This is a genomic window from Bradyrhizobium sp. GW821-FHT12B03, from assembly GCF_058807535.1.
On record NZ_JBXAQU010000001.1, the window covers coordinates 288869 to 308801 of the forward strand.

19 protein-coding genes and 1 pseudogene are annotated in these 19933 nt (G+C 64.4%); 14 read left to right on the forward strand and 6 right to left on the reverse strand.

The window, feature by feature from the left end; translation table 11 throughout:
• Nucleotides 1–28: 28 nt before the first annotated feature.
• From AC1RUR_RS01485 to AC1RUR_RS01495, 3 genes and pseudogenes are all read right to left on the reverse strand, one after another.
• Entirely contained in the window at nt 29–880 is an 852-nt protein-coding gene (locus AC1RUR_RS01485) for an HpcH/HpaI aldolase/citrate lyase family protein (protein ID WP_492840621.1), read from the reverse strand.
• A pseudogene (locus AC1RUR_RS01490) lies at nt 880–1347 on the reverse strand (MaoC family dehydratase); the annotation flags it as partial. The pseudogene AC1RUR_RS01490 and the gene AC1RUR_RS01485, both read right to left, overlap by 1 nt.
• Before the next feature lie 29 nt (nt 1348–1376).
• Complete coding sequence (locus AC1RUR_RS01495) at nt 1377–2579, reverse strand: CaiB/BaiF CoA transferase family protein (protein ID WP_492840623.1); 1203 nt, start codon at nt 2577–2579, stop codon at nt 1377–1379.
• Nucleotides 2580–2805: 226 nt separating this feature from the next.
• Here AC1RUR_RS01495 and AC1RUR_RS01500 point away from each other — a divergent pair, with 226 nt between their 5' ends.
• From AC1RUR_RS01500 to AC1RUR_RS01520, 5 genes are read left to right on the forward strand one after another with little or no spacing between them, the layout of a single operon-like run.
• Entirely contained in the window at nt 2806–3831 is a 1026-nt protein-coding gene (locus AC1RUR_RS01500) for a TRAP transporter substrate-binding protein (RefSeq protein ID WP_492841562.1), read from the forward strand.
• Between the two features lie 35 nt (nt 3832–3866).
• Complete coding sequence (locus tag AC1RUR_RS01505; RefSeq protein WP_492840625.1) at nt 3867–4421, forward strand: TRAP transporter small permease; 555 nt, start codon at nt 3867–3869, stop codon at nt 4419–4421.
• An 11-nt stretch (nt 4422–4432) separates the two neighbouring features.
• Nucleotides 4433–5722: a TRAP transporter large permease gene (locus AC1RUR_RS01510; RefSeq protein WP_492840627.1), complete on the forward strand. Its 1290-nt coding sequence runs from the start codon at nt 4433–4435 to the stop codon at nt 5720–5722.
• A 39-nt stretch (nt 5723–5761) separates the two neighbouring features.
• Complete coding sequence (locus AC1RUR_RS01515; protein WP_492840629.1) at nt 5762–6928, forward strand: acyl-CoA dehydrogenase family protein; 1167 nt, start codon at nt 5762–5764, stop codon at nt 6926–6928.
• 32 nt (nt 6929–6960) lie between these two features.
• Entirely contained in the window at nt 6961–8208 is a 1248-nt protein-coding gene (locus tag AC1RUR_RS01520) for an acetyl-CoA hydrolase/transferase family protein (protein ID WP_492840630.1), read from the forward strand.
• 1 nt (nt 8209) lies between these two features.
• Here AC1RUR_RS01520 and AC1RUR_RS01525 read toward each other — a convergent pair whose 3' ends face one another.
• The 3 genes from AC1RUR_RS01525 to AC1RUR_RS01535 all read right to left on the reverse strand — a co-directional run bounded on the left by AC1RUR_RS01525 (nt 8210) and on the right by AC1RUR_RS01535 (nt 12560).
• The gene (locus AC1RUR_RS01525) at nt 8210–8746 is read right to left on the reverse strand and encodes a hypothetical protein (protein ID WP_492840632.1); all 537 of its coding nucleotides are present in this window, start codon (nt 8744–8746) and stop codon (nt 8210–8212) included.
• A gap of 13 nt (nt 8747–8759) precedes the next feature.
• Nucleotides 8760–10082, reverse strand: coding sequence for a hypothetical protein (locus AC1RUR_RS01530; protein ID WP_492840633.1), 1323 nt, complete (start codon nt 10080–10082; stop codon nt 8760–8762).
• Nucleotides 10083–10145: 63 nt separating this feature from the next.
• Nucleotides 10146–12560: a hypothetical protein gene (locus AC1RUR_RS01535; protein WP_492840634.1), complete on the reverse strand. Its 2415-nt coding sequence runs from the start codon at nt 12558–12560 to the stop codon at nt 10146–10148.
• A gap of 76 nt (nt 12561–12636) precedes the next feature.
• Here AC1RUR_RS01535 and AC1RUR_RS01540 point away from each other — a divergent pair, with 76 nt between their 5' ends.
• The 9 genes from AC1RUR_RS01540 to AC1RUR_RS01580 all read left to right on the forward strand — a co-directional run bounded on the left by AC1RUR_RS01540 (nt 12637) and on the right by AC1RUR_RS01580 (nt 19930).
• On the forward strand, nt 12637–12885 hold the full coding sequence (locus tag AC1RUR_RS01540; protein ID WP_492840635.1) for a hypothetical protein: 249 nt from the start codon (nt 12637–12639) through the stop codon (nt 12883–12885).
• A 188-nt stretch (nt 12886–13073) separates the two neighbouring features.
• Nucleotides 13074–13772, forward strand: a complete 699-nt coding sequence (locus AC1RUR_RS01545) for an RNA polymerase sigma factor (protein WP_492840636.1) — start codon at nt 13074–13076, stop codon at nt 13770–13772.
• Between the two features lie 140 nt (nt 13773–13912).
• On the forward strand, nt 13913–14737 hold the full coding sequence (locus AC1RUR_RS01550; RefSeq protein ID WP_092184841.1) for a flagellin: 825 nt from the start codon (nt 13913–13915) through the stop codon (nt 14735–14737).
• 64 nt (nt 14738–14801) lie between these two features.
• Nucleotides 14802–16496 carry a flagellar filament capping protein FliD gene (fliD, locus tag AC1RUR_RS01555; RefSeq protein WP_492840639.1) on the forward strand — a complete coding sequence of 565 codons (1695 nt, stop codon included), beginning with the start codon at nt 14802–14804 and terminating at the stop codon, nt 16494–16496.
• Nucleotides 16496–16924 (forward strand): flagellar export chaperone FliS, encoded by a 429-nt coding sequence (locus AC1RUR_RS01560; protein WP_492840640.1) that lies wholly within the window; start codon nt 16496–16498, stop codon nt 16922–16924. Before fliD ends, AC1RUR_RS01560 begins: the two co-directional genes overlap by 1 nt.
• Nucleotides 16925–17086: 162 nt before the next feature.
• Nucleotides 17087–17359, forward strand: a complete 273-nt coding sequence (locus tag AC1RUR_RS01565) for a hypothetical protein (protein WP_492840642.1) — start codon at nt 17087–17089, stop codon at nt 17357–17359.
• 353 nt (nt 17360–17712) lie between these two features.
• Nucleotides 17713–18381, forward strand: a complete 669-nt coding sequence (locus AC1RUR_RS01570) for a flagellar hook assembly protein FlgD (RefSeq protein ID WP_492840644.1) — start codon at nt 17713–17715, stop codon at nt 18379–18381.
• A gap of 19 nt (nt 18382–18400) precedes the next feature.
• Nucleotides 18401–19666, forward strand: coding sequence for a flagellar hook protein FlgE (gene flgE, locus AC1RUR_RS01575; RefSeq protein WP_492840646.1), 1266 nt, complete (start codon nt 18401–18403; stop codon nt 19664–19666).
• 3 nt (nt 19667–19669) lie between these two features.
• The gene (locus AC1RUR_RS01580; protein ID WP_492840648.1) at nt 19670–19930 is read left to right on the forward strand and encodes a hypothetical protein; all 261 of its coding nucleotides are present in this window, start codon (nt 19670–19672) and stop codon (nt 19928–19930) included.
• Nucleotides 19931–19933: the final 3 nt, after the last annotated feature.

Below are 19933 nucleotides of genomic sequence, written 5' to 3' on the forward strand. Positions count from 1 at the left end.
CCGTCTGTCGCGACGCGTTGCCCTCGATCTACGGCTGGCCGAGGATCTTCTTCGCGGCGCGAAGATGCGGCTTGTCGATCATCTGGCCGTCGAGCCGCAGCGTGCCGGAATTTGGATTGCTCGCGAACGCCGCGATCACCTTCTCCGCCCATGTGCGCTCGGCTTCCGTCGGCTCGAACGCCGCGTTGACGACATCGACATGTTTTGGATGGATCAGCGCCTTCGCCGAAAACCCGTCGCGACGCGCGGCGCGCGTTTCCTGCTCGAGGCCCGCGAGATTATCGATGTCGGTATAGACGGTGTCGATCGGCGCCACTTCCGCTGCGGCCGCCGCCATCAGGCAGAGATCGCGCGCGAGACGATACGGGCTGTGGAACACGCCGCCCGATGCCTTCTCGGTCGCGCCGAGCGACGCCGAGAGATCCTCCGCGCCCCACATCAATCCGGCGAGGCGGGGGGTGCAGCCCTTGTAGCTGCCGAGCCCGAAGATCGAGCTGGCGGTCTCCGTCGCGACGCAGACGATGCGCGTTGCGCCGACCGTGATGCCGGCCGCCGCCTCAAGTGCTTCGAGCCAGGTCGCGACCTGCCGCACATCGTCGCCGCCTTGCGATTTCGGCAGCACGATGCCGTCCGGCCTGCCCGGCATCACCGCGGCAAGATCAGTCAGTGTCATGCCGGTGTCGAGCGCGTTGACGCGGACATAGAGCTGGTGCGGGCCGCGAGAGCCCTTCAGCATCGCCAGAGTCAACCCGCGCGCCTCCGGCTTCTTCTCGGTGACGACGGAATCCTCGAGATCGATGATCAACGCGTCGGCGTTGCCCTCGCTCGCCTTCTCGAATTTGCGCGGGGAATCGCCCGGCACGAACAGCATCGAACGCATCAGACCGGCCTCTTGTGCATCATCGCCATGCGGCGGCATTTACCGACGATCTCGTCGTTCTGGTTCAGGGCGTGGTGTTCGAACTCGACGATGCCCGCTCTGGGGCGCGATTTGGATTCCCGTAACGACAGCACCTTGGTCGTCGCCCGCAAGGTGTCGCCATGGAAGACCGGTTTTGGAAAGGTGACGTCGGTCATGCCGAGATTGGCGACGGTGGTGCCCATGGTCGTATCATAGACCGTCATGCCGATCATGATGCCGAGGGTGTAAAGGCTGTTGAAAATGCGCTGGCCGAACTCGGTCTTTTCGGCGAAATGCGCGTCGATGTGCAGCGGCTGCGGATTGAGAGTCAGCAGGCTGAACATGGTGTTGTCCATCTCCGTCACGGTCCGGGTCAGCGGATGCCTGAACTCCTGGCCGACGGAAAAGTCCTCGAAATAAAGTCCGGCCATCGCGGTTTCCTCCCTGTCGTTGCGATTCTGGCCCGCATCCGCGCCTAAGGCGGTGCTGCCAGGTGAACTGCTTCCTGCTGCACGAGCGCTTCGATCTCGGCGGTCGAGAAGCCGGCCTCGTTCAAAATGTCGCGGCCGTGCTGGCCGAGCGTCGGTGCGGGCCCGGCGGGTTCCGGCTGGGTTACGCTCCAGGTCGAGGGGACGCGCATTTGACGGATGCGGCCCTCCACGGGATGGTCGACCGTCCTGAAGAAGTCGATCGCCTGGAGATGCGGATCGTCCAGAATCGTCTCCAGGGTGTGCATCGGCATCACCGGAATGTCCGCACGCTCCAGCAGCTCGCGCCAGTCTGCAGTGGTGCGTGTGAGGAAGATGTGGCCGATCTCCTCATAGATCTCGTCGATATGTTTCGTGCGTGACGCGTGGTTGGCGAAGCGCGGCTGCTGCAGGAATTCCGGCCGGCCGATCGCCTCGAAGAAGCTGCGCCAGTGCTTGTCGTTGTAGATGAGGACGCAGAGATAGCCGTCGCTGGTCTTGTAGGGTTTTCGGTAGCGTGAGAGCAGGCGGACATAGCCGCCATGGTCGAGCGGCGGATCGTAGGTAAGTCCGCCCAAATGATCGACCAGCACGAACTCGGTCATCGATTCGAACATCGGCACATCGATGCGCTGACCTTGGCCGGTGCGCTGCTGGTGCATCAGCCCGCCCATGATGGCGTTGACCATCATCAGCCCGACGATGCGGTCGGCGATGGTCACTGGGACATAGCGCGGCGTGCCGTCGCCGGCGGCCGCGAGCAGCGTCGGAATGGTGGCCGCGCCCTGGATCAGGTCGTCATAGGCGGGCTTTGCGGCGTAGGGGCCGGACTGGCCGTAGCCGAACGCGCCGACATAGACGAGGGCGGGATTGATCGCGGCCAGCGTCTCGTAGTCGAGGCCGAGCCGCGCCATCGCCTGCGGGCGCACATTATAGACGAGCGCATTGGCGCACTTGGCGAGCCGCAGCAGCGTGTCGCGGCCTTCCGTCTTCTTGAGGTCGAGGACGATGCTGCGCTTGCCGCGATTGGCGTTGAGAAACATCCCGCCCATGCCGGGCGTGCGGCCGGGACCGATCTGGCGAACGATGTCGCCCTCGGGGCTTTCGACCTTGATGATGTCAGCGCCCATGTCCGCCAGCACCTGGGTGCCATAGGGCCCCATCAGCACGGAGGTCAGGTCGAGAATGGTGAAGCCGGCAAGCGGTCCCATGGGGCCTCAGGGGATGAATTCATATAGGTGGAGTTAGAGTTCAGAAATCGCGCCTGTCAATTCGAGGCAGCGGTCATCGGTTGCATGGCGCCATGCATAGTTCATATACTTGACAGATAAATTCACATATATGTACATTTTCCTCAAGCAAGAATTGGAGTGAGGCCGGACGGTGTCGCAGCAATGGGCTGCCGCCTTCGGCGTGGGACGCGTCAAGGAGAAGCAGATGAAGAAGAACACGGTCTGGGCTGCCGCGGCGCTCGCGCTCTCGCTGCCGGTTTCGACGCTGTCGGCGCGGGCGCTGGAGCTGAAGGTCGCCGATAGCTTCCCTGCCGATCACTATCTCGTTCGTCTGATGCTCAAGCCCTGGATGGACGATGTCACCAAGCGGACCAACGGCGCGGTGACCTTCACCCATTATCCGAACCAGCAGATCGGCAAGGCCGCCGACATGCTGCGGCTGACCCAGTCGGGCGTGGTCGACATCGGCTACATCGGGCCGTCCTACGTCTCCGACAAGATGCCGCTCTCCGAGGTCGCGCAACTGCCGGGAGCGTTCCAGACGAGTTGCCAGGGCACGCTCGCCTATTGGAAGACCGCCCGGGAAGGCATCCTGGCCAAGCAGGAATATGCGCCCAACAAGATCAGGCTGCTGATGGCCGTGGCGCTGCCGCCCTATCAGGTGTGGACCGCCAAGCAAAAGGTCGAGACGATCAAGGACATGCAGGGATTGAAACTGCGCACCACCGGCGGCGCGCAGGATCTGACGGTGCGCACGCTCGGCGCGGTACCGGTGCGCATGGCCGCGCCGGATGCCTATGAGTCGCTGTCGCGCGGCACCATGGACGGGCTGCTGTTCCCGATGGACAGCGTCGTGGCCTATGGTCTGGACAAGCTGGTCAAGCACGCGACCGAAGGCGTCAGCTTCGGCAGCTTCATCGTCGCCTACTCGATCAATCAATCGGTCTGGGACAAGCTGCCCGAGGACGTGAAGAAGGTGATGGACGGGGCGTCGGAAGCGATCACTCCGAAGGCGTGTGCCGACGTTGACAGGGAGCAGGACCTCACGCGGCAGAAGATGAAGGACGAGGGCATCGGCTTCACGGCTCTTCCGGATGCCACGCGCGCGGAAATGAAGGAAAAGCTCAAGAGTGTCGCGCAGGAATGGGCGGCCGGGCTGGATGGCCGCGGCAAGCAGGCCTCCGCGACGCTCAAGGAGTTCGAGGGCTTGCTTGCCGGCGGCGCGAAGTAGCGCTGCACGATCGCAGCGGAAAGGGAGACGCCGAGATGATCAAGCGGGTAACGGATGTGCTCGGCGCGTTGGAGCGTGCGCTGACGGTGGTCGCGGCGGTCTCTCTCTTTGCGATCATGATGCTGGTGGTGGCCGACGTGTTCATGCGTTACGTCCTGAACAGCCCGTTCTCCTTTACCTACGACCTGATCGGGCTCTATCTCCTGGCCGGCGTGTTCTTCCTGACACTGTCGGATACCTTGCGCGTGCATGCGCATGTTGGCGTGGACATCCTGGTGTCGCGCCTCCCGCCGGCGGGCCGGCGGCTTTCAGAGGTGGTCACCGCGCTCACCGGACTCTTCGTCTTCGTCCTGATCTGCAAGGTCGGGTTCGAACGCGCGCTGGAGAATTACGAGCAGCACGACGTGCTCGCCGGTGCCATCCCGTGGCCGACCTGGATTTCGGCCGCGCTGGTGCCGTTCGGTTGCGGCGTGCTCGTGCTGCGGCTGGCGCTGCAACTCCTCGGTAATGTGCTCAGCCTCATCTCCGGGCGCGATCTCTTTCCCTTGCCGCCTGTGAACGAGACCGGCGAATCCCACTCCTTCGAATAACGGCGGCGTCGATGACGGTCATCCTTGTACTTGGACTGCTTTTTCTCCTGCTGGCCATCGGCACGCCGGTCGGCTTCGCCATGGGATTCGCCGGCTCGATCGGCCTCCTGATGGTGGGCGGCACCGGCACGCTGTTCGGCATTCTCCAGACGGCGCCGCTTTCGACGGTTTCGTCCTACGAATTGATCACCATCCCCATGTTCCTGCTGATGGCGGATCTCGTGCTTCTGTCAGGCGTCGCCGACGATATGTTCAAGGCAACGTCGGCATGGGTTGGCCGGATTCCCGGTGGGCTCGGCATGGCGACGGCGCTCGCCGGCGCGGGCTTTGGTGCGATCTGCGGCACCTCGACGGCGTCCGCCGCGACGCTATCCTCGACGAGCCTGCCGGCGATGATCCGACAGGGCTATGAGCCCAAGATGGCGGCGGGTGTCGTCGCAATCTCGGGAACGCTGGCCATGCTGATCCCGCCCAGCGTGGCGCTGGTGATCTTCGGCCTGCTCGCCGAAGTGAACATCGGGAAATTGCTGATCGGCGGCATCATCCCGGCCGTGCTCGTGACGGCAACGATCATGGCGACGATCTATTTCCTGGTCTGGCAGGATCCGTCGCGGGCGCCCCGGGTCGAGCCTGTGCCGTGGCGGGAGCGGTTCGCGCTGCTGCGGCAGGTCGGGCCGATGGTTTTGCTGTTCGCGCTCGTCACGGGCACCATCTATCTCGGCATCGCGACGCCGACGGAAGCTTCGGCTCTCGGCGCCGCGGGTGCGCTGGTGCTGGCCCTTGCCAAAGGCAAGGTCACGCCCTCATCGCTCTACAAGGCGCTGCTGAGCGCCTGCCATGGCACCTGCATGATCGTGACGATCCTCGTCGGCGCCTCGATCTTCGGCTACTTCTTCACGCTGACCCACGTCACGCAAGACCTCGTCGCCTGGATCGGCAGTCTGCCGACCTCGCGCTGGGTGATCATCACGCTGATCCTGTGCGGCTACATCGTGCTCGGCTCCTTCATGGACCAGATCGCGATCCTGGTGCTGACCGTGCCGATCGTGCTGCCGCTGATCAAGACGCTCGGATTCGATCCGATCTGGTTCGGCGTCATCAAGATCGTCACCGCCGAGGTCGGCATGATCACGCCGCCGGTCGGGCTCAACTGCTTCATCGTCGCCCGCTATGCCAAGCGGCCGGTGACGGAAGTCTTCCACGGCACCTTCCCGCACTTCATCGCGCACCTGATCGCGATCGCGATTTTGGTGGCGTTTCCGTCTATCATCCTCTGGCTGCCCTCGCAGATGGGGCGCTAGGATCGGAGCTTGCGGCTCCCAAGAAGGAGATCGAAGAACATGGATTTCGCGCTCACCGATCAGCAGGAAGCCATTCGCGCCGCCGTCGCAAAAGTCTGCGAGGACTTTCCCGACGCCTACTGGCTGAAGAAGGACCACGACGGCGGCTTCCCGCACGACTTTCACAAGGCAATGGCCGACGCCGGCTGGCTCGGTATCTGCGTGCCGGAGGAATATGGCGGCTCCGGCCTCGGCATCACCGAAGCCGCGATCATGATGCGCGCCATCGCCGAATCCGGCGCCGGCATGTCCGGCGCCTCAGCGGTCCACATCAACGTGTTCGGCCTCAACCCCGTCGTCGTGTTCGGCACCGAGGAGCAGCGCAAGCGCATGCTGCCGCCGATGGTCGAGGGCCGCGAGAAGGCATGCTTTGCCGTCACCGAGCCCAACACCGGTCTCAACACAACCCAGCTCAAGACCCGCGCGGTCGCCAAGAACGACCGCTACATCGTCAACGGCCAGAAGGTGTGGATCTCCACCGCCCAGGTCGCGCACAAGATCCTGCTGCTGGCGCGCACGACGCCGCTGGAAGAGGTGCGCTCGCCGACCCATGGCCTCAGCCTGTTCTACACCGATTTCGACCGCAACAAGATCAAGGTCCACGAGATCGAGAAGATGGGCCGCAAGATCGTCGATTCCAACGAGCTGTTCTTCGAGGACTTTGAGATTCCGATGGAGGACCGCATCGGCGAAGAGGGCAAGGGCTTTCAGTACATCCTCGAGGGCATGAACCCCGAGCGCATTCTCATCGCGGCGGAAGCCGTCGGCCTCGGCAAGCTCGCGCTGGCGCGCGCGACCGAATACGCCAAGACGCGTGTCGTCTTCAATCGCCCGATCGGCAAAAACCAGGGCATCCAGCACCCGCTCGCGGTGAACTGGGTCGAGCTCGAGGCAGCCTGGCTGATGGTGATGCAGGCGGCCTGGCAGTACGACAAGGGCTTGCCGTGCGGCGCTGGCGCGAACGCCGCGAAATATTTCGCGGGCGAAGCCGGATACCATGCGTGCGAACAGGCGGTCATGACCCACGGCGGCTTCGGCTATGCCAAGGAGTTCCACGTCGAGCGTTATCTGCGCGAAGTGCTGATCCCGCGCATCGCGCCCGTCAGCCCGCAGCTTGCGCTCAGCTTCATCGCGGAAAAGGTGCTGGGCCTCGCCAAGTCGTACTAAGCTGACGCGCGGATAGTTCGGCGGGATCTGCGATGTCCGGGAACGCCCCGACGATCGATTATTTCGGCCTGATCCGGGAGGGCGATCTCGTGGTGTGCGGGCAGGCGACGGCGGAGCCGTTGACCTTGACCGAAGCGTTGATGGCGCAGGCCGAGCATCTGCCTGCGTTTCGTATGACAGTCGGGCCGGTCTTCTCGGAGACGTTCTCCGCGGCCTGCGCGCCCAACGTCTCTTTTCAGAGCTATGGCGTGATCGGCAATTCGCGGCGGCTTGCGAAAGCGGGACGGCTCGACGTGATCCCGAGCAATTACAGCGCCTTCTGTGCCGACTTCGCCGCGCGCCGCCACAGGGCCGATGTCGTTCTGGTTCAGCTCGCGGAGCTGGAAGGACGCCTCGGCGCCAGCCTCTCCAACGACTACGTCATCGATGCCGCGCGCGGCGCACGCCTCGTCATCGCCGAGATCAATCCGGATGCGCCCTTTACGTTCGGCGCCGAATGGCCGCAGGACGTGCCGATCCATGTTCGCGTGGCGGCCCGCAGGCCGCCGGTTGAATTGGCCGGGACGCCGCTCGATGATGTCTCGCGGCGCATCGCCGCTCATGCGGCGGGCCTGATCGCCGACGGCAGCACGCTCCAGTTCGGCGTCGGACGCATTCCGGATGCGATCCTGCCCTCGCTCTCCCATGCGCGCCATCTCGGCATCCATTCCGGCCTGATCAACGACGCCGTCGTCGACCTGATCGAGCGCGGCGTGGTGACGAATGCGGAGAAGGGCATCGATGCCGGGATCACCGTCACCAACCAGGTGATCGGGACCCAGCGGCTCTATCGCTTCGTGCACGAGAACAAGGCGGTCGCGGTGCGGCCGACGTCCTATACGCACGGCCAGAACGTGCTGGCGCGGATCAACCGGCTGGTCGCGATCAATTCGGCGCTTCAGGTCGGGCTCGACGGCAGCGTCAATTCCGAGACGCTGAATGGTGTCGCGATCGGTGCAATCGGTGGGCAGCTCGATTTCGTGCGTGGCGCCAACGCATCTCCGGGCGGAAGGGCAATCATCGCCCTGCCGGCGACGGCGTCCGACGGGGCCAGCCGGATCGTCGCTGACGTCGAGACGGTGACGACACCCCGGTCCGATGTCGATGCCATCGTGACCGAATGGGGCGTTGCGGAGCTGCGCGGCTGCGGCCTTGGCGAGCGGGCGCGCCGCATGATCGCGATCGCGGCGCCCGAACACCGTGATGCGCTTGCGGCGCAGCTCCGCAGGCCCGCGCGCTAGCTCAGTTCATCATTGCGAGCGTCGGGCGCTGGCTCTCGCTGGATCCGATGATCCCGGGGAGATCCGTCGCCTCGCCGGCGATCATGCCCGACATCTGCCAGAACAGGTGCGCAAGGCGGGAGAACACCAGCCGCTCGCGCTCGGCAGGAACGGTGCCGTCCGGGATGGTCACGGTTTCGAGGCCGACCACCTTCTTGAAGTCGGGCCAGATCGTCATCGACTGTGCGATCACGGAGTAGCAGCGCGGATCGTCATCGCTCTCGTCGGGCGCCGGCGGCAGGCCCGGATATTGCGTCGGCGAGGCATAGAACCTGTAGGCGCCATAGCCGAGCCGGAGCAGGAATTTTTCGGGCACGGCGACGTCGGCGGCAAAGGACACCAGCCGTGCTTCGCTCAGCACGTCCGGCTCGATCGCGCCGAGATCCGATGCGCGCAGCGCCGAGCAGAAGGCGAGGTCGCGGTTGTGCTCGCGGAGCAGATTGGCCAGCGGCTGCTGCTGTTGCACGGTGTCGGTGAGCAGGATGATGGTTTTGAGCATGATGTATCGTCCGTCAGGGGAAGAGGTGGCGCGCGGTCATGACCGCATCATCGGAGGCATGGGCGGCGAAGAAATCGTTGGCGATGCGCTGTCCCGGTGCAATTTCCAGGATGCGGTAGCGGGCCTGTGCTGCGGCCTCCCGCGCGGCGCCGACGTCGTCCTGCCAGGCGCAGAGCGATAGCTCGAGCCGGCCGTAGCCGCCGCTATCGGCGGCATAGGCGCCGGTCACGGCCTCGACGGTGGCGGCAACCGCGCCCGCGTCACTGGCCGAAATGTCGCGCAGGATCACGGCGATGCCATTGCCGGCCTCGGCTTTCGAGGTCATCACCATGAAGGCGTCGCGAGCGCCGGTGCGGCCGGCGCGGCGGGCCGCGCGCACGATGCCTGCAAAGCCGGGATCGGGGCCGAGCTCCAGCGTGGTGGTCTGCTGGTCATGCAGGATCGTGGCGCGCATCGCGCCGAGATCGCCCTTCAGCGCATGATAGGACCGCGGCAGCCATACGGTGTCGAGTGGCACCTGCGACGAGGTCAGGCTCCAGGCCTGGTCGAGCAGATAGCCCTCCCAGATCGCAGGATAGGACGCGGCGAGTTGCTGCCAGATTTCCAGCAGCATCTCTGCCCCCTTGGTACGGCCGAGATAGAGCGTGCGTGCCGACATCTCCCAGCGATTCCATTTGTGCAGGGCGACGTCGCAGCCGAGGAACGACGGCAGCAACGGTGCCTCGCGCAGCACGGCGTCGGCCTCGACGAACAGCAGCGGCTCGCGATATTTGTTCCACATCCGCATCATGAACTCCGCCTTCTCGAAGCAGAGGATGCGATCGCTGAGCTGGGTCTCGATCGGTTCGATATGGCAATCGAGCCGCAGGCGTTCGAGCGATTGACGCAGGCGGAGGGGCGCGGCCTCGTCGCCACCGCGCGGATGGCAGGAGACGATCCGCGGGCGGAGGGGGGAGGCATCGGCGGCAGTGAGGAATTTCGACCAGCCGATGCCGCCCCACCACATCTCGTGCGGACCGTCCGCGCCGCAGGGGCCGACGGTGCCGAATTCGGTCAGCTTGGATTTCAGGAAATCGAAGCCGGGATTTTCGCTTGTTGGAATGACGACAGCGCAGCCGGGAGTGAGCGAGCGGTAGAACAGCTCGGCCACTGCCCCGCTCGGCGGCTCCTTGAGGATGATGACGCCGTTCCGCCGGCCCGCGCTGATGATGTCGTCGAGCATCGGGGCACCGTACTGGTTGACCAGCCAGCCCAGGCGGTCGCGCTGGGCCCGGCCGAGCCTCACGCCGCCGGTTTGCAACAGCCGATCAAGGTTCGCGTGCGTCTCGTCCGTCAATTTCGTGCCCCACACGTCGCCAGCCCCTGGACTTCAACGTCCCGAGGGGCGCGATCAGGCGCACTATTTGAGGCCGGAGCCGAGCGGTGTGATCGCGACGGAGTAGACCGCGACATCGTCCGTCATCGGACCGACCGGGATCAGCAGGCAGCCGTCCTCGCTCTCGGCGCGATAGTGATCGCCGCTCTGCCGTATCCCGGCATAGACCAGGCTCTTGGCCGCGATGCCGATGACGTCCTGGCTTTCGGCGGCATCGCGTACGTCATCGCCCTGCTGCACGGTGACGCCGTGCAAAAGGCCCTCGGGCGCGAATTTCGCCAGCGGCAGCGCGATCGTGGCGATGCCCATGCTACGCGACAGGGGGATGCGCAGGCGCAGTTCGCCCAGACCAGTGCGATGGACGGTCACGCTCTCCAGCGCCGCATCGCCCCCCGCGCGGAACAGACCGACCTGAATCGGGCCGCAGGGCCGTTCCTCAAAGACGTCAGCCGGCAGCCGGTTGGCGCCGAACAGCACATAGAGATAGCCGTAGGAGGGAGACAGGCCGGCAAAGCTGCCGGCGAGCCACATCGGCGGTGCCGCCGAAGCGCAGGCGGCCGAGAGGCCGCGGGCGGTGATCTGGTCGCGCACGAACCGTTCGTCGAGCAGCGGCGCGAGCGCGTGGCTGCCGAGATTGACGTCGTGCTTCAACGTCCCGAGCAGCGCCAGCTCGTCATCGTCGGGCAGCAGCAGAAGCCGCGCCAGCGTTGCAGCGCACCAGCGCGCGGCGACGTCAGGCTCGGCATAGGGATCAAGGCCATGGTCGAGCGCGACATCACCCGCGCTCAGCGCGAAGGCATGCGCGCCGGCCTGGATATCGGCGGCAAGCGCCATTTGTTCGGCGGGACGCGGATTGACCTCGCGCAGCACCACGTGGCCGTCGTAATCGCGAACCGAGCCATCGACGGAGCAGCAGGCCTGCTCCAGCAATGCCACGTTGCGGATCAGCATGCGCTTGACATGCGGTGTGACTACGAGGTCGGAGACAAAGCCTACCGCGCTGTCCTCGTCGGCGAGGTCGTCGAAGGCATCGTCGAGGGACATCAGATAGGCGCCGTGGAGGCGGATATCGATGCCTTCCAGGTCGAAGATCCGGCGCAGCGCCTTCTGCACGCTGCCGGAATAGCCGAGGTCGGCGAGCACGAGGTCGGTGCAGTCGTCGAAGCCGGGGACGGCGTGACGGAGATAGACGAGCAGCCGGGCCCGCAAGCCTGCGGCGAGCGCGACGATTTCAGCCGCATCCATCAGTCCGGGAAGCGCTTCGGCGAGCTCTTCGCCGGAGGCGATGCCGCCGGGACAGCCGGCAAAGAAGGCCGCGACCTTCGGCGGCATGAGCTTCACCATGTCGCGGAAGGTCGGTGCGTCGATCTTGAAGACCTTGCTGAGGAGATCGACGAGTGGCTGGGTGGTATCGGCCGAGGCGATCAGGCTGACGCGGCGGTTGACCTCGACATAGGCCGACGACAATCCGTGCAGGTCTTGCCAGATCCGGTGCGACAGGAAGCCGTCGCGGCCGAGGAAGGCGAGAGCAACCCGCCGGCCCGGACCTGCGACCTGTTCGCAGCGCCTTGCGATGAAGGCGTCGAATGCCGTCAGCACCGGGCCGAGCACCGTGACACCCAGATGGAAGGCCGGCGACCTCTCGGCGCTGCGCGCGGCGACCACGCGCCGCAGAGTGCGCGCGCCGCGGTCGAGCCGCGACGGCGCGCCGTGACACAGCAGCTCGAACAGCGCGGTCTCGCGCTGAAACTTCGATGCAAGTTGGGCCGTGGCCTGCGGATAGTAATGTGGGCGAATGCCGTGACGCTTGGCACCCTTGATGTCGGCCCTGTCGTTGTCGCCGACATGAAAGGAGGCGCCGGCGTCGATGCCCTCGTTCGCGAGGTATCTGGCGAACAGCGCCTCGCTCTTGCTGCTGCCGTGGTCGCAGGAGGCGTAGAGAAAGTCCCAAGTCAATCCGGGGCGGCAGGCCCGCAGCAGTCGCGCCAGCCGGTCGGAATCCCAATAGGTGTCGGAGATGAATCCGACGCGGTGGCCGGCGTGCTTCATGTCCATATATTGCTGAAGCATGTCCGGATTGGGGCGGCAGAGCTCGAGCTCCGCGGCGAACTCCGATTCGACCAGGAAGCTCAGATCGCGGCGCGCGAGACCGAACAGGTTGAACGGAAAACAGGAATAGACTTCGTCGATGTGAACTTCGCTTGTGCCGCGCTGGTCCTTTGCACTCCTGCGCGCCCGCGCTTCGGCCTGAATGCGATGCTGAACGAAACTCACGGAAACATTCGGACATGTTCTTGAAATGCCGGATAGCTCGTAAGTCCTTTCAAATACGCCATCTGGCGTCGTGCAGGCACGAAGCAGAAATGTATCGAAAACATCGAATGACCAAGCAGAAACAATTTGCGCGCGGCGCTCTGCGCCGGCCGTTGCGATCGTCATGCCAAGATTCCCCGTCAATCAGAGCGATTAACGTGCGCATGCGCGAGGTCAGGCGCCACACGTGCGAAAAAAGTTCATGCGCGATTCAAAATCGCACTCGGCGCGACTGACAGATTCAAAAAAATCGCTAGGTTCGAAAAAGGTGATTCGGAAAAAATTGCCGGGTGCGGAAGTCGTCCCGCGTTCATTCACACTCGGAAACAATCGCTTCTCGATGCGCTGCGCGCGTGTCGCGCTTGATCACCTAGTGCCGCGTAATGTCAGCGTTTTCTCTCAACGACATCTGTTCGGGATGGATGATCCGTCATGGCGCGAGACGATGTGATGATTGCAGGCCTGGCGCGCGCGAGTTGCGCGCAGTCGGCAATTATTGCCCGACACTCGGCAAAAGATACCGGCTAACATCTTGAAAAATAACAAAAATTATCCGCCTGGATTGTTTTCGCCCCGCGTTCAACGCCTGGAAGCCGTGTGGCATGTGCGCCGCCGGCATTGCGGGTTGGAGGTTGCGGGATGAGTTACGCTGCTGATGTCTGGGCTCCCGCCGAGGCCGAGATCACGACGCCGGCGCCGATCGATGCGATCGTGCCGGTGATGCCGTCGGGGCCGCTCGCGCCGGACAGCACGCCTGAAACCACCGATATCGTCTACGACGAGGACAGCGAACTCCTGGACAGGCTCGCGACCGGCGACGAAGTCGCGTTCCGCATGCTGGTCGAGCGTCACATCGACCGCGGCTACGCCATTGCGTTGCGCATCGTCGGCAACGCAGCGGACGCCGAGGACGTGGTGCAGGACACCATGCTCAAGATCTGGAGCCACCGCGGGCGCTGGCAGCACGGCCGCGCCAAATTCTCGACCTGGCTCTATCGCGTCATCTCCAACCGCTGCATCGACCTGCGCCGCAAGCCGCGCAACGAGAACGTCGAGACGGTGCCGGAAGTGGCCGACGGTCAACCCGGCGCCGTCGAGATCATCGAGCGCAACGAGCTCAACGGCATGCTGGAGCTCGCGATGCAGCGCCTGCCCGAGCAGCAGCGCATCGCGGTGATCCTCTCCTACCACGAGAGCATGAGCAACGGCGAGATCGCCCAGGTGATGGACACCACGGTGGCGGCGGTGGAGTCGCTGCTCAAGCGCGGCCGCCAGCAGCTTCGCCAGCTGCTGCGCAAGCACGAGCGCGACATCCGCACCGCGTTTACCGATTGCTAACCATAAAAATCGCCTCACGAAAATTTTCGCGCCTGATCTGCTTGCGTTCCGCCGTTTGAGCGAACGGACGGGGCTGCGGTCTGCGTCGTCAATCGTCTTCAACGATGCGGCACGCTTGCCCATCAGCACAGGAGCTTCCAATGCCTGCAATCAATACCAACAGCGCCGCCAACGCAGCGGTCCGCTATCTCAACATCAACTCCGCGCAGGAGAGCAGCTCGCTCTCGAAGCTGTCGAGCGGCTCGCGCATCACCTCGGCATCCGACGACGCCGCCGGCCTCGCGATCTCCACCCGCATCTCCTCGGACGTCACCACGCTCCAGCAGGCCGCGACCAACGCCTCGCAGGCCACCGCGATCCTCCAGACCGCCGACGGCGGCGCCTCGAACATCTCCGACATTCTCGCGCGCATGAAGTCGCTGGCCTCCGAGTCCGCTTCGGGCACCACGACCGACTCCAGCCGCGCCTATATCCAGTCGGAATTCTCGCAGCTCAACTCCGAAATCGATTCGATCGCGACCGGCACCCGCTACTCCAGCCAGAGCCTGCTCGACGGATCCAGCGTGTTCTCGTCCGGCGTGTCCGTGCTGGTCGGCTCGGACGGCTCCGACACGATCACCATCACGCTGACCAGCCTGACGGCGTCCTCGCTCGCCGTCACCTCGCTCGACGTCAGCACCCAGTCCGGCGCGACGTCGGCGCTCGACGCCCTCGATACTGCGATCGACACGGTCTCGGCCGCGCGCGCCTCGATCGGCGCCCAGGAATCGCGGTTCAACTTCTCGTCGGATTCGATCTCGACCCAGACGCAGAATCTCCAGTCGGCGAACTCCGCGATCAAGGACGTGGATATCGCGGCCGAGCAGTCCAAGCTGTCGTCGGCCGAGGTGAAGACCCAGGCTGCCGTGTCGGCGCTGGCTGCCGCCAATCAGATGCCGCAGTACCTGCTCAAGCTGCTGGGCTGATGATCAACTGACCGGGCCGGCATGATGCCGGCCCGGTCCTCTCTGTCAGGGACGGCCGAGCAAAGTGACCAGCGTCAGTTCGAGCACCAGCAGCACAAGCACGACGAGCTCCTCGGGCGTGTCGGTCACGACGAGCGGAACGACCAATTCGAGCAGCATCGATTGGACGGCGCTGATTCAATCCGCCGTCGACGCGAAGACCGCGCAGGCGGACACGATCTCGACCACGATTACCAACAACGAGGCCAAGATCTCGGCCTATCAAACGCTCCAGAGCGATTTGAAGACCCTGTATTCGGGGCTGGCGTCGCTTTCGACCGCGGTGGTCAACTCGCTGTCCACCAGCGCATTCGCGACGCGCGCGGCGAGTATCAGCTCCACCGGAGACGTAAGCGCCTCGTCGGCGCTCTCCATGACGCTCAAGAGCGGGGCCGCGACCGGCGACCACACGCTGACGATCAGTCAGCTGGCCGCCGCCCAAAAGGTTTCCGGCACCGCGCAATCGAGCCAGACCGACGAGCTCGGATATTCCGGCACGTTTTCCATCGGTCTGGAGGGCGGCAGCACCTCCGATATCACCATCACCAGCACGATGTCGCTTCAGGACATCGCCGATACCATCAATGCCCAGAGCTCGACGACCAACGTCCAGGCCTCGATCGTGCAGGTCTCCAGCACTTCATTCCAGCTGGTGCTGACGGGCACGGAGGATGCCGCCGACATCACCTATTCGAGCACGTCCGGCGACGATATCCTGAACAAGCTCGGTGTGACCGACAGTTCGGGGAGCTTTGCCGACGTGCTCCAGGAGGCGCAGGCCGCCGAGTTCACGCTCGACGGCATTGCGATGACCCGCGATACCAACGACATCTCGGACGTCCTGAGCGGGGTCACCTTCAGCCTGCTGCAGGAGACGCCGGACGGAGCGACGCTGAACATCAGTATCGAGACCGACACCAGCCAGATCGAATCGACGCTGGAGACCTTCGTCACCAACTACAACGCCTTTCGTGACGAGGTGATCGCCCAGCAGGCGACCGCAACCGACGGCACTGCGGATTCGAGTGCCGTGCTGTTCGGCGACGGAACCATGCGCAACATCATGGATGCGCTCCAGAATGCCCTGAACACGACCGTGGGCGGCATGACCATGGCCGATCTCGGCCTGTCCTTCAACGAGAGCAACGAACTCGAGCTGGATACCAGCACGCTGTCGGACATCCTGAGCACGAATCTGAGCGGCGTCACCAAGCTGTTGTCGGCGCAGACCACGACCTCGTCGAGCCAGCTCAGTGTGGTCAATACCGGAACGTCGCCGCAGTCCTTCACCCTGGATCTGGCAGTCGATTCCGACGGCAACCTCACCTCGGCGTCGGTCGGCGGCGACTCGTCGCTGTTCACGATCAGCGGCACCACGATCATCGGCGCGTCCGGCTCGATCTATGCCGGCATGGCCTTCACCTATAGCGGCTCGACCGCGCAGTCGATCACGGTGACGTCGACCTCGGGCATCGCAACGCAGCTCTATCAGATCGCGAAGGACTACTCGTCCTCGACCGGCGCGCTGCAAACGCAGATTACCAGCCTGACGACCCGCGACGACGAGCTCCAGCAGAAGGTCGACGACATCAACAGCGCGGCGTCGACCCTGCAGGCGCAGCTCGAGGCGCAATATGCGAAATACCAGGCGGCGATCGAGAGCGCCAACAGCACGCTCGACTATCTCAAGGCCCTGCTCAATTCCAGCTCGAGTGATTGATGATGAATAATCCGATGGCGTACATGGCCAACCAGGCCTATCGGGGAACGGCAACGCGCGTGCCGCCACTCAAGGCGGTCTCGATGCTGCTTGGCGGCACGATCACCTTCCTCCAGAAGTCGCTGAACGCCCAGGAGGGACGGCGCTTCGAGGAGGGCCACGAGCACCTGATGAAGGCGACCGCGATCTTGCGCGGGCTGAGCCACAATCTCGATTTCACCAAGGGCGGCGCGGTGGCGGAACAGATGTTCCAGACATACAACGCCTTGATCCTGGCGAGCCTCAAGGCTTACGGCCGGCCGCATGCCCGCGAGAGTTTTCGGCGGATCATCGCCGGGCTGACCGAGCTGCGCGAGGCCTGGGAATCCGTCGATGCCACGTTGCGGAGCAACAAGGCCGGGTCGCCCGATTCGGCCCGCACGGGCTGAAGCGGCCTGTTCCTCCACATTGCGGGGAGGGCGTCGGGGCCGTTGTCGTGACCGACTTCCGTAGTGCTGCGGGCGCTTTTGGCGCCCGAAGCCGCTGAAATCCAGTTTCCGCCTCGCCCGCAATGCTTTATGACGGCCTGACCGAGGCGGGACCGGCGGGCGATGGACGTCACCGAGTTTGAGGAACTGATCGACCGGCTGGGCGAGGATCTCTCCCTCTGGCCCGACGATCGGCGCTTGCCCGCCGAAGAGCTGCTGGCGCGATCGCCGGCTGCACAAGCCCTGCTGGACGAGGCGCGCACCTTGCGCCTCGCGCTTGCCGCACCTGCGGCCCGCGCGCCCGCGGGCCTCGCCGACCGCATCGTCGCTGCGGCCATGAAGACGAAGAGCGACACCGCCGAGCCGCGCACCGAAGGCGAGACGGCGGAGAGCTGAAGAGCTTCCTTTTCAATCCTCGCATATTCCGATCGCGCTTGGGGCGATGAAGCCTCCACATCGTCATGGCCGGGCTTGTCCCGGCCATCCACGTCTTGCTTCGCGCTACAAAGAACGTGGATGCCCCGGGGGATGCCGACGTCTCGAAGCGAGGCTCGATCACCGCAGCAAATCAACTTGAGACCATCGCATCATTAGTGCGCGCACGGCAGATTTTGCCGTGTCGAAAGCCGTTTTCGCGCGCGTGAATCCCCGCCTGAATCCGCGCGCCCACCCGTTTCATCAGCACACAGATTTCAAGCGCCGCCGACCGATATCGCATCGTCGGCGGCGCGGGAAAGCCGGAGCTTCTGATGACCGTTTCCGCAACGAGTTCTGCGTCGACCGCCACCACGACGACATCGTCGTCGTCGAGCTCGTCGTCCAATTCGACGCTGACGTCCAGCGATTTCCTGACGCTGCTCGTCAGCGAGCTGCAGAACCAGAATCCGCTGGATGCCACCTCGACCACCGACCTCGTCAATCAGCTCACCTCCTACGCGAATTTCACCTCCCAGCAGTCGATCAACTCCAATCTCACGTCGCTTGCGAGTTCGTTCTCGAGCCTCGTGACGCTCAACTCGGTCAACTACATCGGCCACACCGTCGAGGCCAAGACCGACACATCGACCCTGAGCAACGGCTCGGCGACGTTCGGCTACTCGCTGTCCTCGGCCGCCTCCGACGTCTCGATCAGCATTCAGGATTCCTCGGGCAACACCGTGTGGACCGGCACCGGGACCGGCAACGCCGGCTCGAACAGCTTCACCTGGGACGGCAAGGACTCCAGCGGCAACCAGCTCTCCGATGGCGGCCAGTACACGATCTCCGTGACCGCGACGAATTCCACCGGCAACTCGGTCCTCAACTACACGACCGTCACCGGGACGGTGACCGGCATCGACACCTCGACCTCGACACCCTCGCTGACGGTGAACGGCATTTCCGTCAGCGCCGCCAACATCATCGGCGTCACATCCTGATTTCTTCCGGAGCTTTACCATGAGTCTCAGTGGTGCATTATCCTCGGCGATCTCGGCGCTCAGTGCGCAGAGCCAGTCTCTGTCGATGATCAGCGACAACATCGCCAATTCCGACACGACCGCCTACAAGACGACGACCGGAATGTTTGACGCGCTCGTGACCGCATCGAGCAACACGACCTCTTATGCCTCGGGCGGCGTCACCATCTCGGGCCGCGCCAACATCACCCAGCAGGGCCTGCTGGCTGCGACTTCCAACGCGACCGACGTCGCGATCCAGGGCTCCGGCTTCTTCGTTGTGACCGACGCCAAGTCGGGCGGCACCACCGCCTACACCCGCAACGGCGCCTTCACCACCGACAATGCCGGCTATCTCCAGAACAACGGCTACTATCTCGAGGGTTGGCGCACCGACGCGGACGGCAATGTCGTCGGCAACGAATCCGCGAGCAATCTCGAGGCCATCAACACGCAAGTCGCCTCGACCAGCGGCAGCGCCACGACCAAGACCACGGTCGCCGCCAATTTGCCGTCGGACGCCGCGACCGGCGACACCTATACGAGCTCGATGACCGTCTACGATTCGCTTGGCGCCGCGAATTCGATGCAGATCACCTGGGCCAAGACCGGCACCAACACCTGGAGCGCGAGCTTCGCCAACCCGACCTCGGCCTCGGACACCACGACCGCGACCGGCACGGCCTCGGGCACGATCGACATCACCTTCAACAGCGACGGCTCGCTCGCCAGCACCAACCCGGACCCGGCAACGGTCTCGATCACCGGCTGGACCGACGGCGCGGCCGACAGCACCATCACCATGGATCTCGGCACCGCCGGCAAGACCGACGGTCTGACGCAGTACGCGTCCGGCGAAACCACGCCGTCGGTCAACGTCACCAGCATCGACTCGGATGGATTGTCCTATGGCAAGCTGTCCAGCATCTCGATCGGCGACGACGGCGTGGTCGACGCGACCTATTCCAACGGTCAGACCATCGCGATCTACAAGATCGCGGTCGCGACCTTCGCCGATCCCAACGGGCTCGCCGCCTCCAGCGACGGGATCTATTCGGCGACCGTGACGTCGGGCAACGCCGCGCTGCAGGCCTCCGGCGAGAACGGCGCGGGCACGATCTACGGCAGCGAGCTGGAATCCTCGACCACCGATACCTCCAGCCAGTTCTCGAGCATGATCTCGGCGCAGCAGGCCTATTCGGCGGCGTCCCAGGTCATCTCGACCGTCAACAAGATGTACGACACCCTGATCTCGGCGATGAGGTGAGTGGTGCGCAGTGAAGAGTCCAAGACCGTCGGAGAGGCGCTGCTGCGTCGGCTGCGACGGCTGGTGGCGCGGGCCGCAACCGTCAGGGGCCGCGACCGCAAGCAACTGCTCGCACTGATCGACGACGTCGAGACGGCCCGTCTCGGCCTGATGCGGGAATGCGCGGAGGTCGAGGGTGAAATGAGGCAGGCAACCGTCAGGACGACTGCGATCGCCGCTTACCTGCGCAACGCGCAGGCGAGCCGCGGCAAACGGCATAACTAGAAG

What these genes read in the sequence shown, in the direction of transcription:
- AC1RUR_RS01525 (WP_492840632.1), bottom strand. Translation starts at nt 8,746, where the DNA reads ATGCTCAAAACCATCATCCTGCTCACCGACACCGTGCAACAGCAGCAG.
- AC1RUR_RS01505 (WP_492840625.1), top strand. Translation starts at nt 3,867, where the DNA reads ATGATCAAGCGGGTAACGGATGTGCTCGGCGCGTTGGAGCGTGCGCTG.
- AC1RUR_RS01540 (WP_492840635.1), top strand. Translation starts at nt 12,637, where the DNA reads ATGCGCGATTCAAAATCGCACTCGGCGCGACTGACAGATTCAAAAAAA.
- AC1RUR_RS01535 (WP_492840634.1), bottom strand. Translation starts at nt 12,560, where the DNA reads ATGACGATCGCAACGGCCGGCGCAGAGCGCCGCGCGCAAATTGTTTCT.
- AC1RUR_RS01500 (WP_492841562.1), top strand. Translation starts at nt 2,806, where the DNA reads ATGAAGAAGAACACGGTCTGGGCTGCCGCGGCGCTCGCGCTCTCGCTG.
- AC1RUR_RS01485 (WP_492840621.1), bottom strand. Translation starts at nt 880, where the DNA reads ATGCGTTCGATGCTGTTCGTGCCGGGCGATTCCCCGCGCAAATTCGAG.
- AC1RUR_RS01565 (WP_492840642.1), top strand. Translation starts at nt 17,087, where the DNA reads ATGGACGTCACCGAGTTTGAGGAACTGATCGACCGGCTGGGCGAGGAT.
- AC1RUR_RS01545 (WP_492840636.1), top strand. Translation starts at nt 13,074, where the DNA reads ATGAGTTACGCTGCTGATGTCTGGGCTCCCGCCGAGGCCGAGATCACG.
- AC1RUR_RS01560 (WP_492840640.1), top strand. Translation starts at nt 16,496, where the DNA reads ATGATGAATAATCCGATGGCGTACATGGCCAACCAGGCCTATCGGGGA.
- AC1RUR_RS01570 (WP_492840644.1), top strand. Translation starts at nt 17,713, where the DNA reads ATGACCGTTTCCGCAACGAGTTCTGCGTCGACCGCCACCACGACGACA.
- AC1RUR_RS01515 (WP_492840629.1), top strand. Translation starts at nt 5,762, where the DNA reads ATGGATTTCGCGCTCACCGATCAGCAGGAAGCCATTCGCGCCGCCGTC.
- AC1RUR_RS01495 (WP_492840623.1), bottom strand. Translation starts at nt 2,579, where the DNA reads ATGGGACCGCTTGCCGGCTTCACCATTCTCGACCTGACCTCCGTGCTG.
- AC1RUR_RS01520 (WP_492840630.1), top strand. Translation starts at nt 6,961, where the DNA reads ATGTCCGGGAACGCCCCGACGATCGATTATTTCGGCCTGATCCGGGAG.
- AC1RUR_RS01550 (WP_092184841.1), top strand. Translation starts at nt 13,913, where the DNA reads ATGCCTGCAATCAATACCAACAGCGCCGCCAACGCAGCGGTCCGCTAT.
- AC1RUR_RS01510 (WP_492840627.1), top strand. Translation starts at nt 4,433, where the DNA reads ATGACGGTCATCCTTGTACTTGGACTGCTTTTTCTCCTGCTGGCCATC.
- flgE (WP_492840646.1), top strand. Translation starts at nt 18,401, where the DNA reads ATGAGTCTCAGTGGTGCATTATCCTCGGCGATCTCGGCGCTCAGTGCG.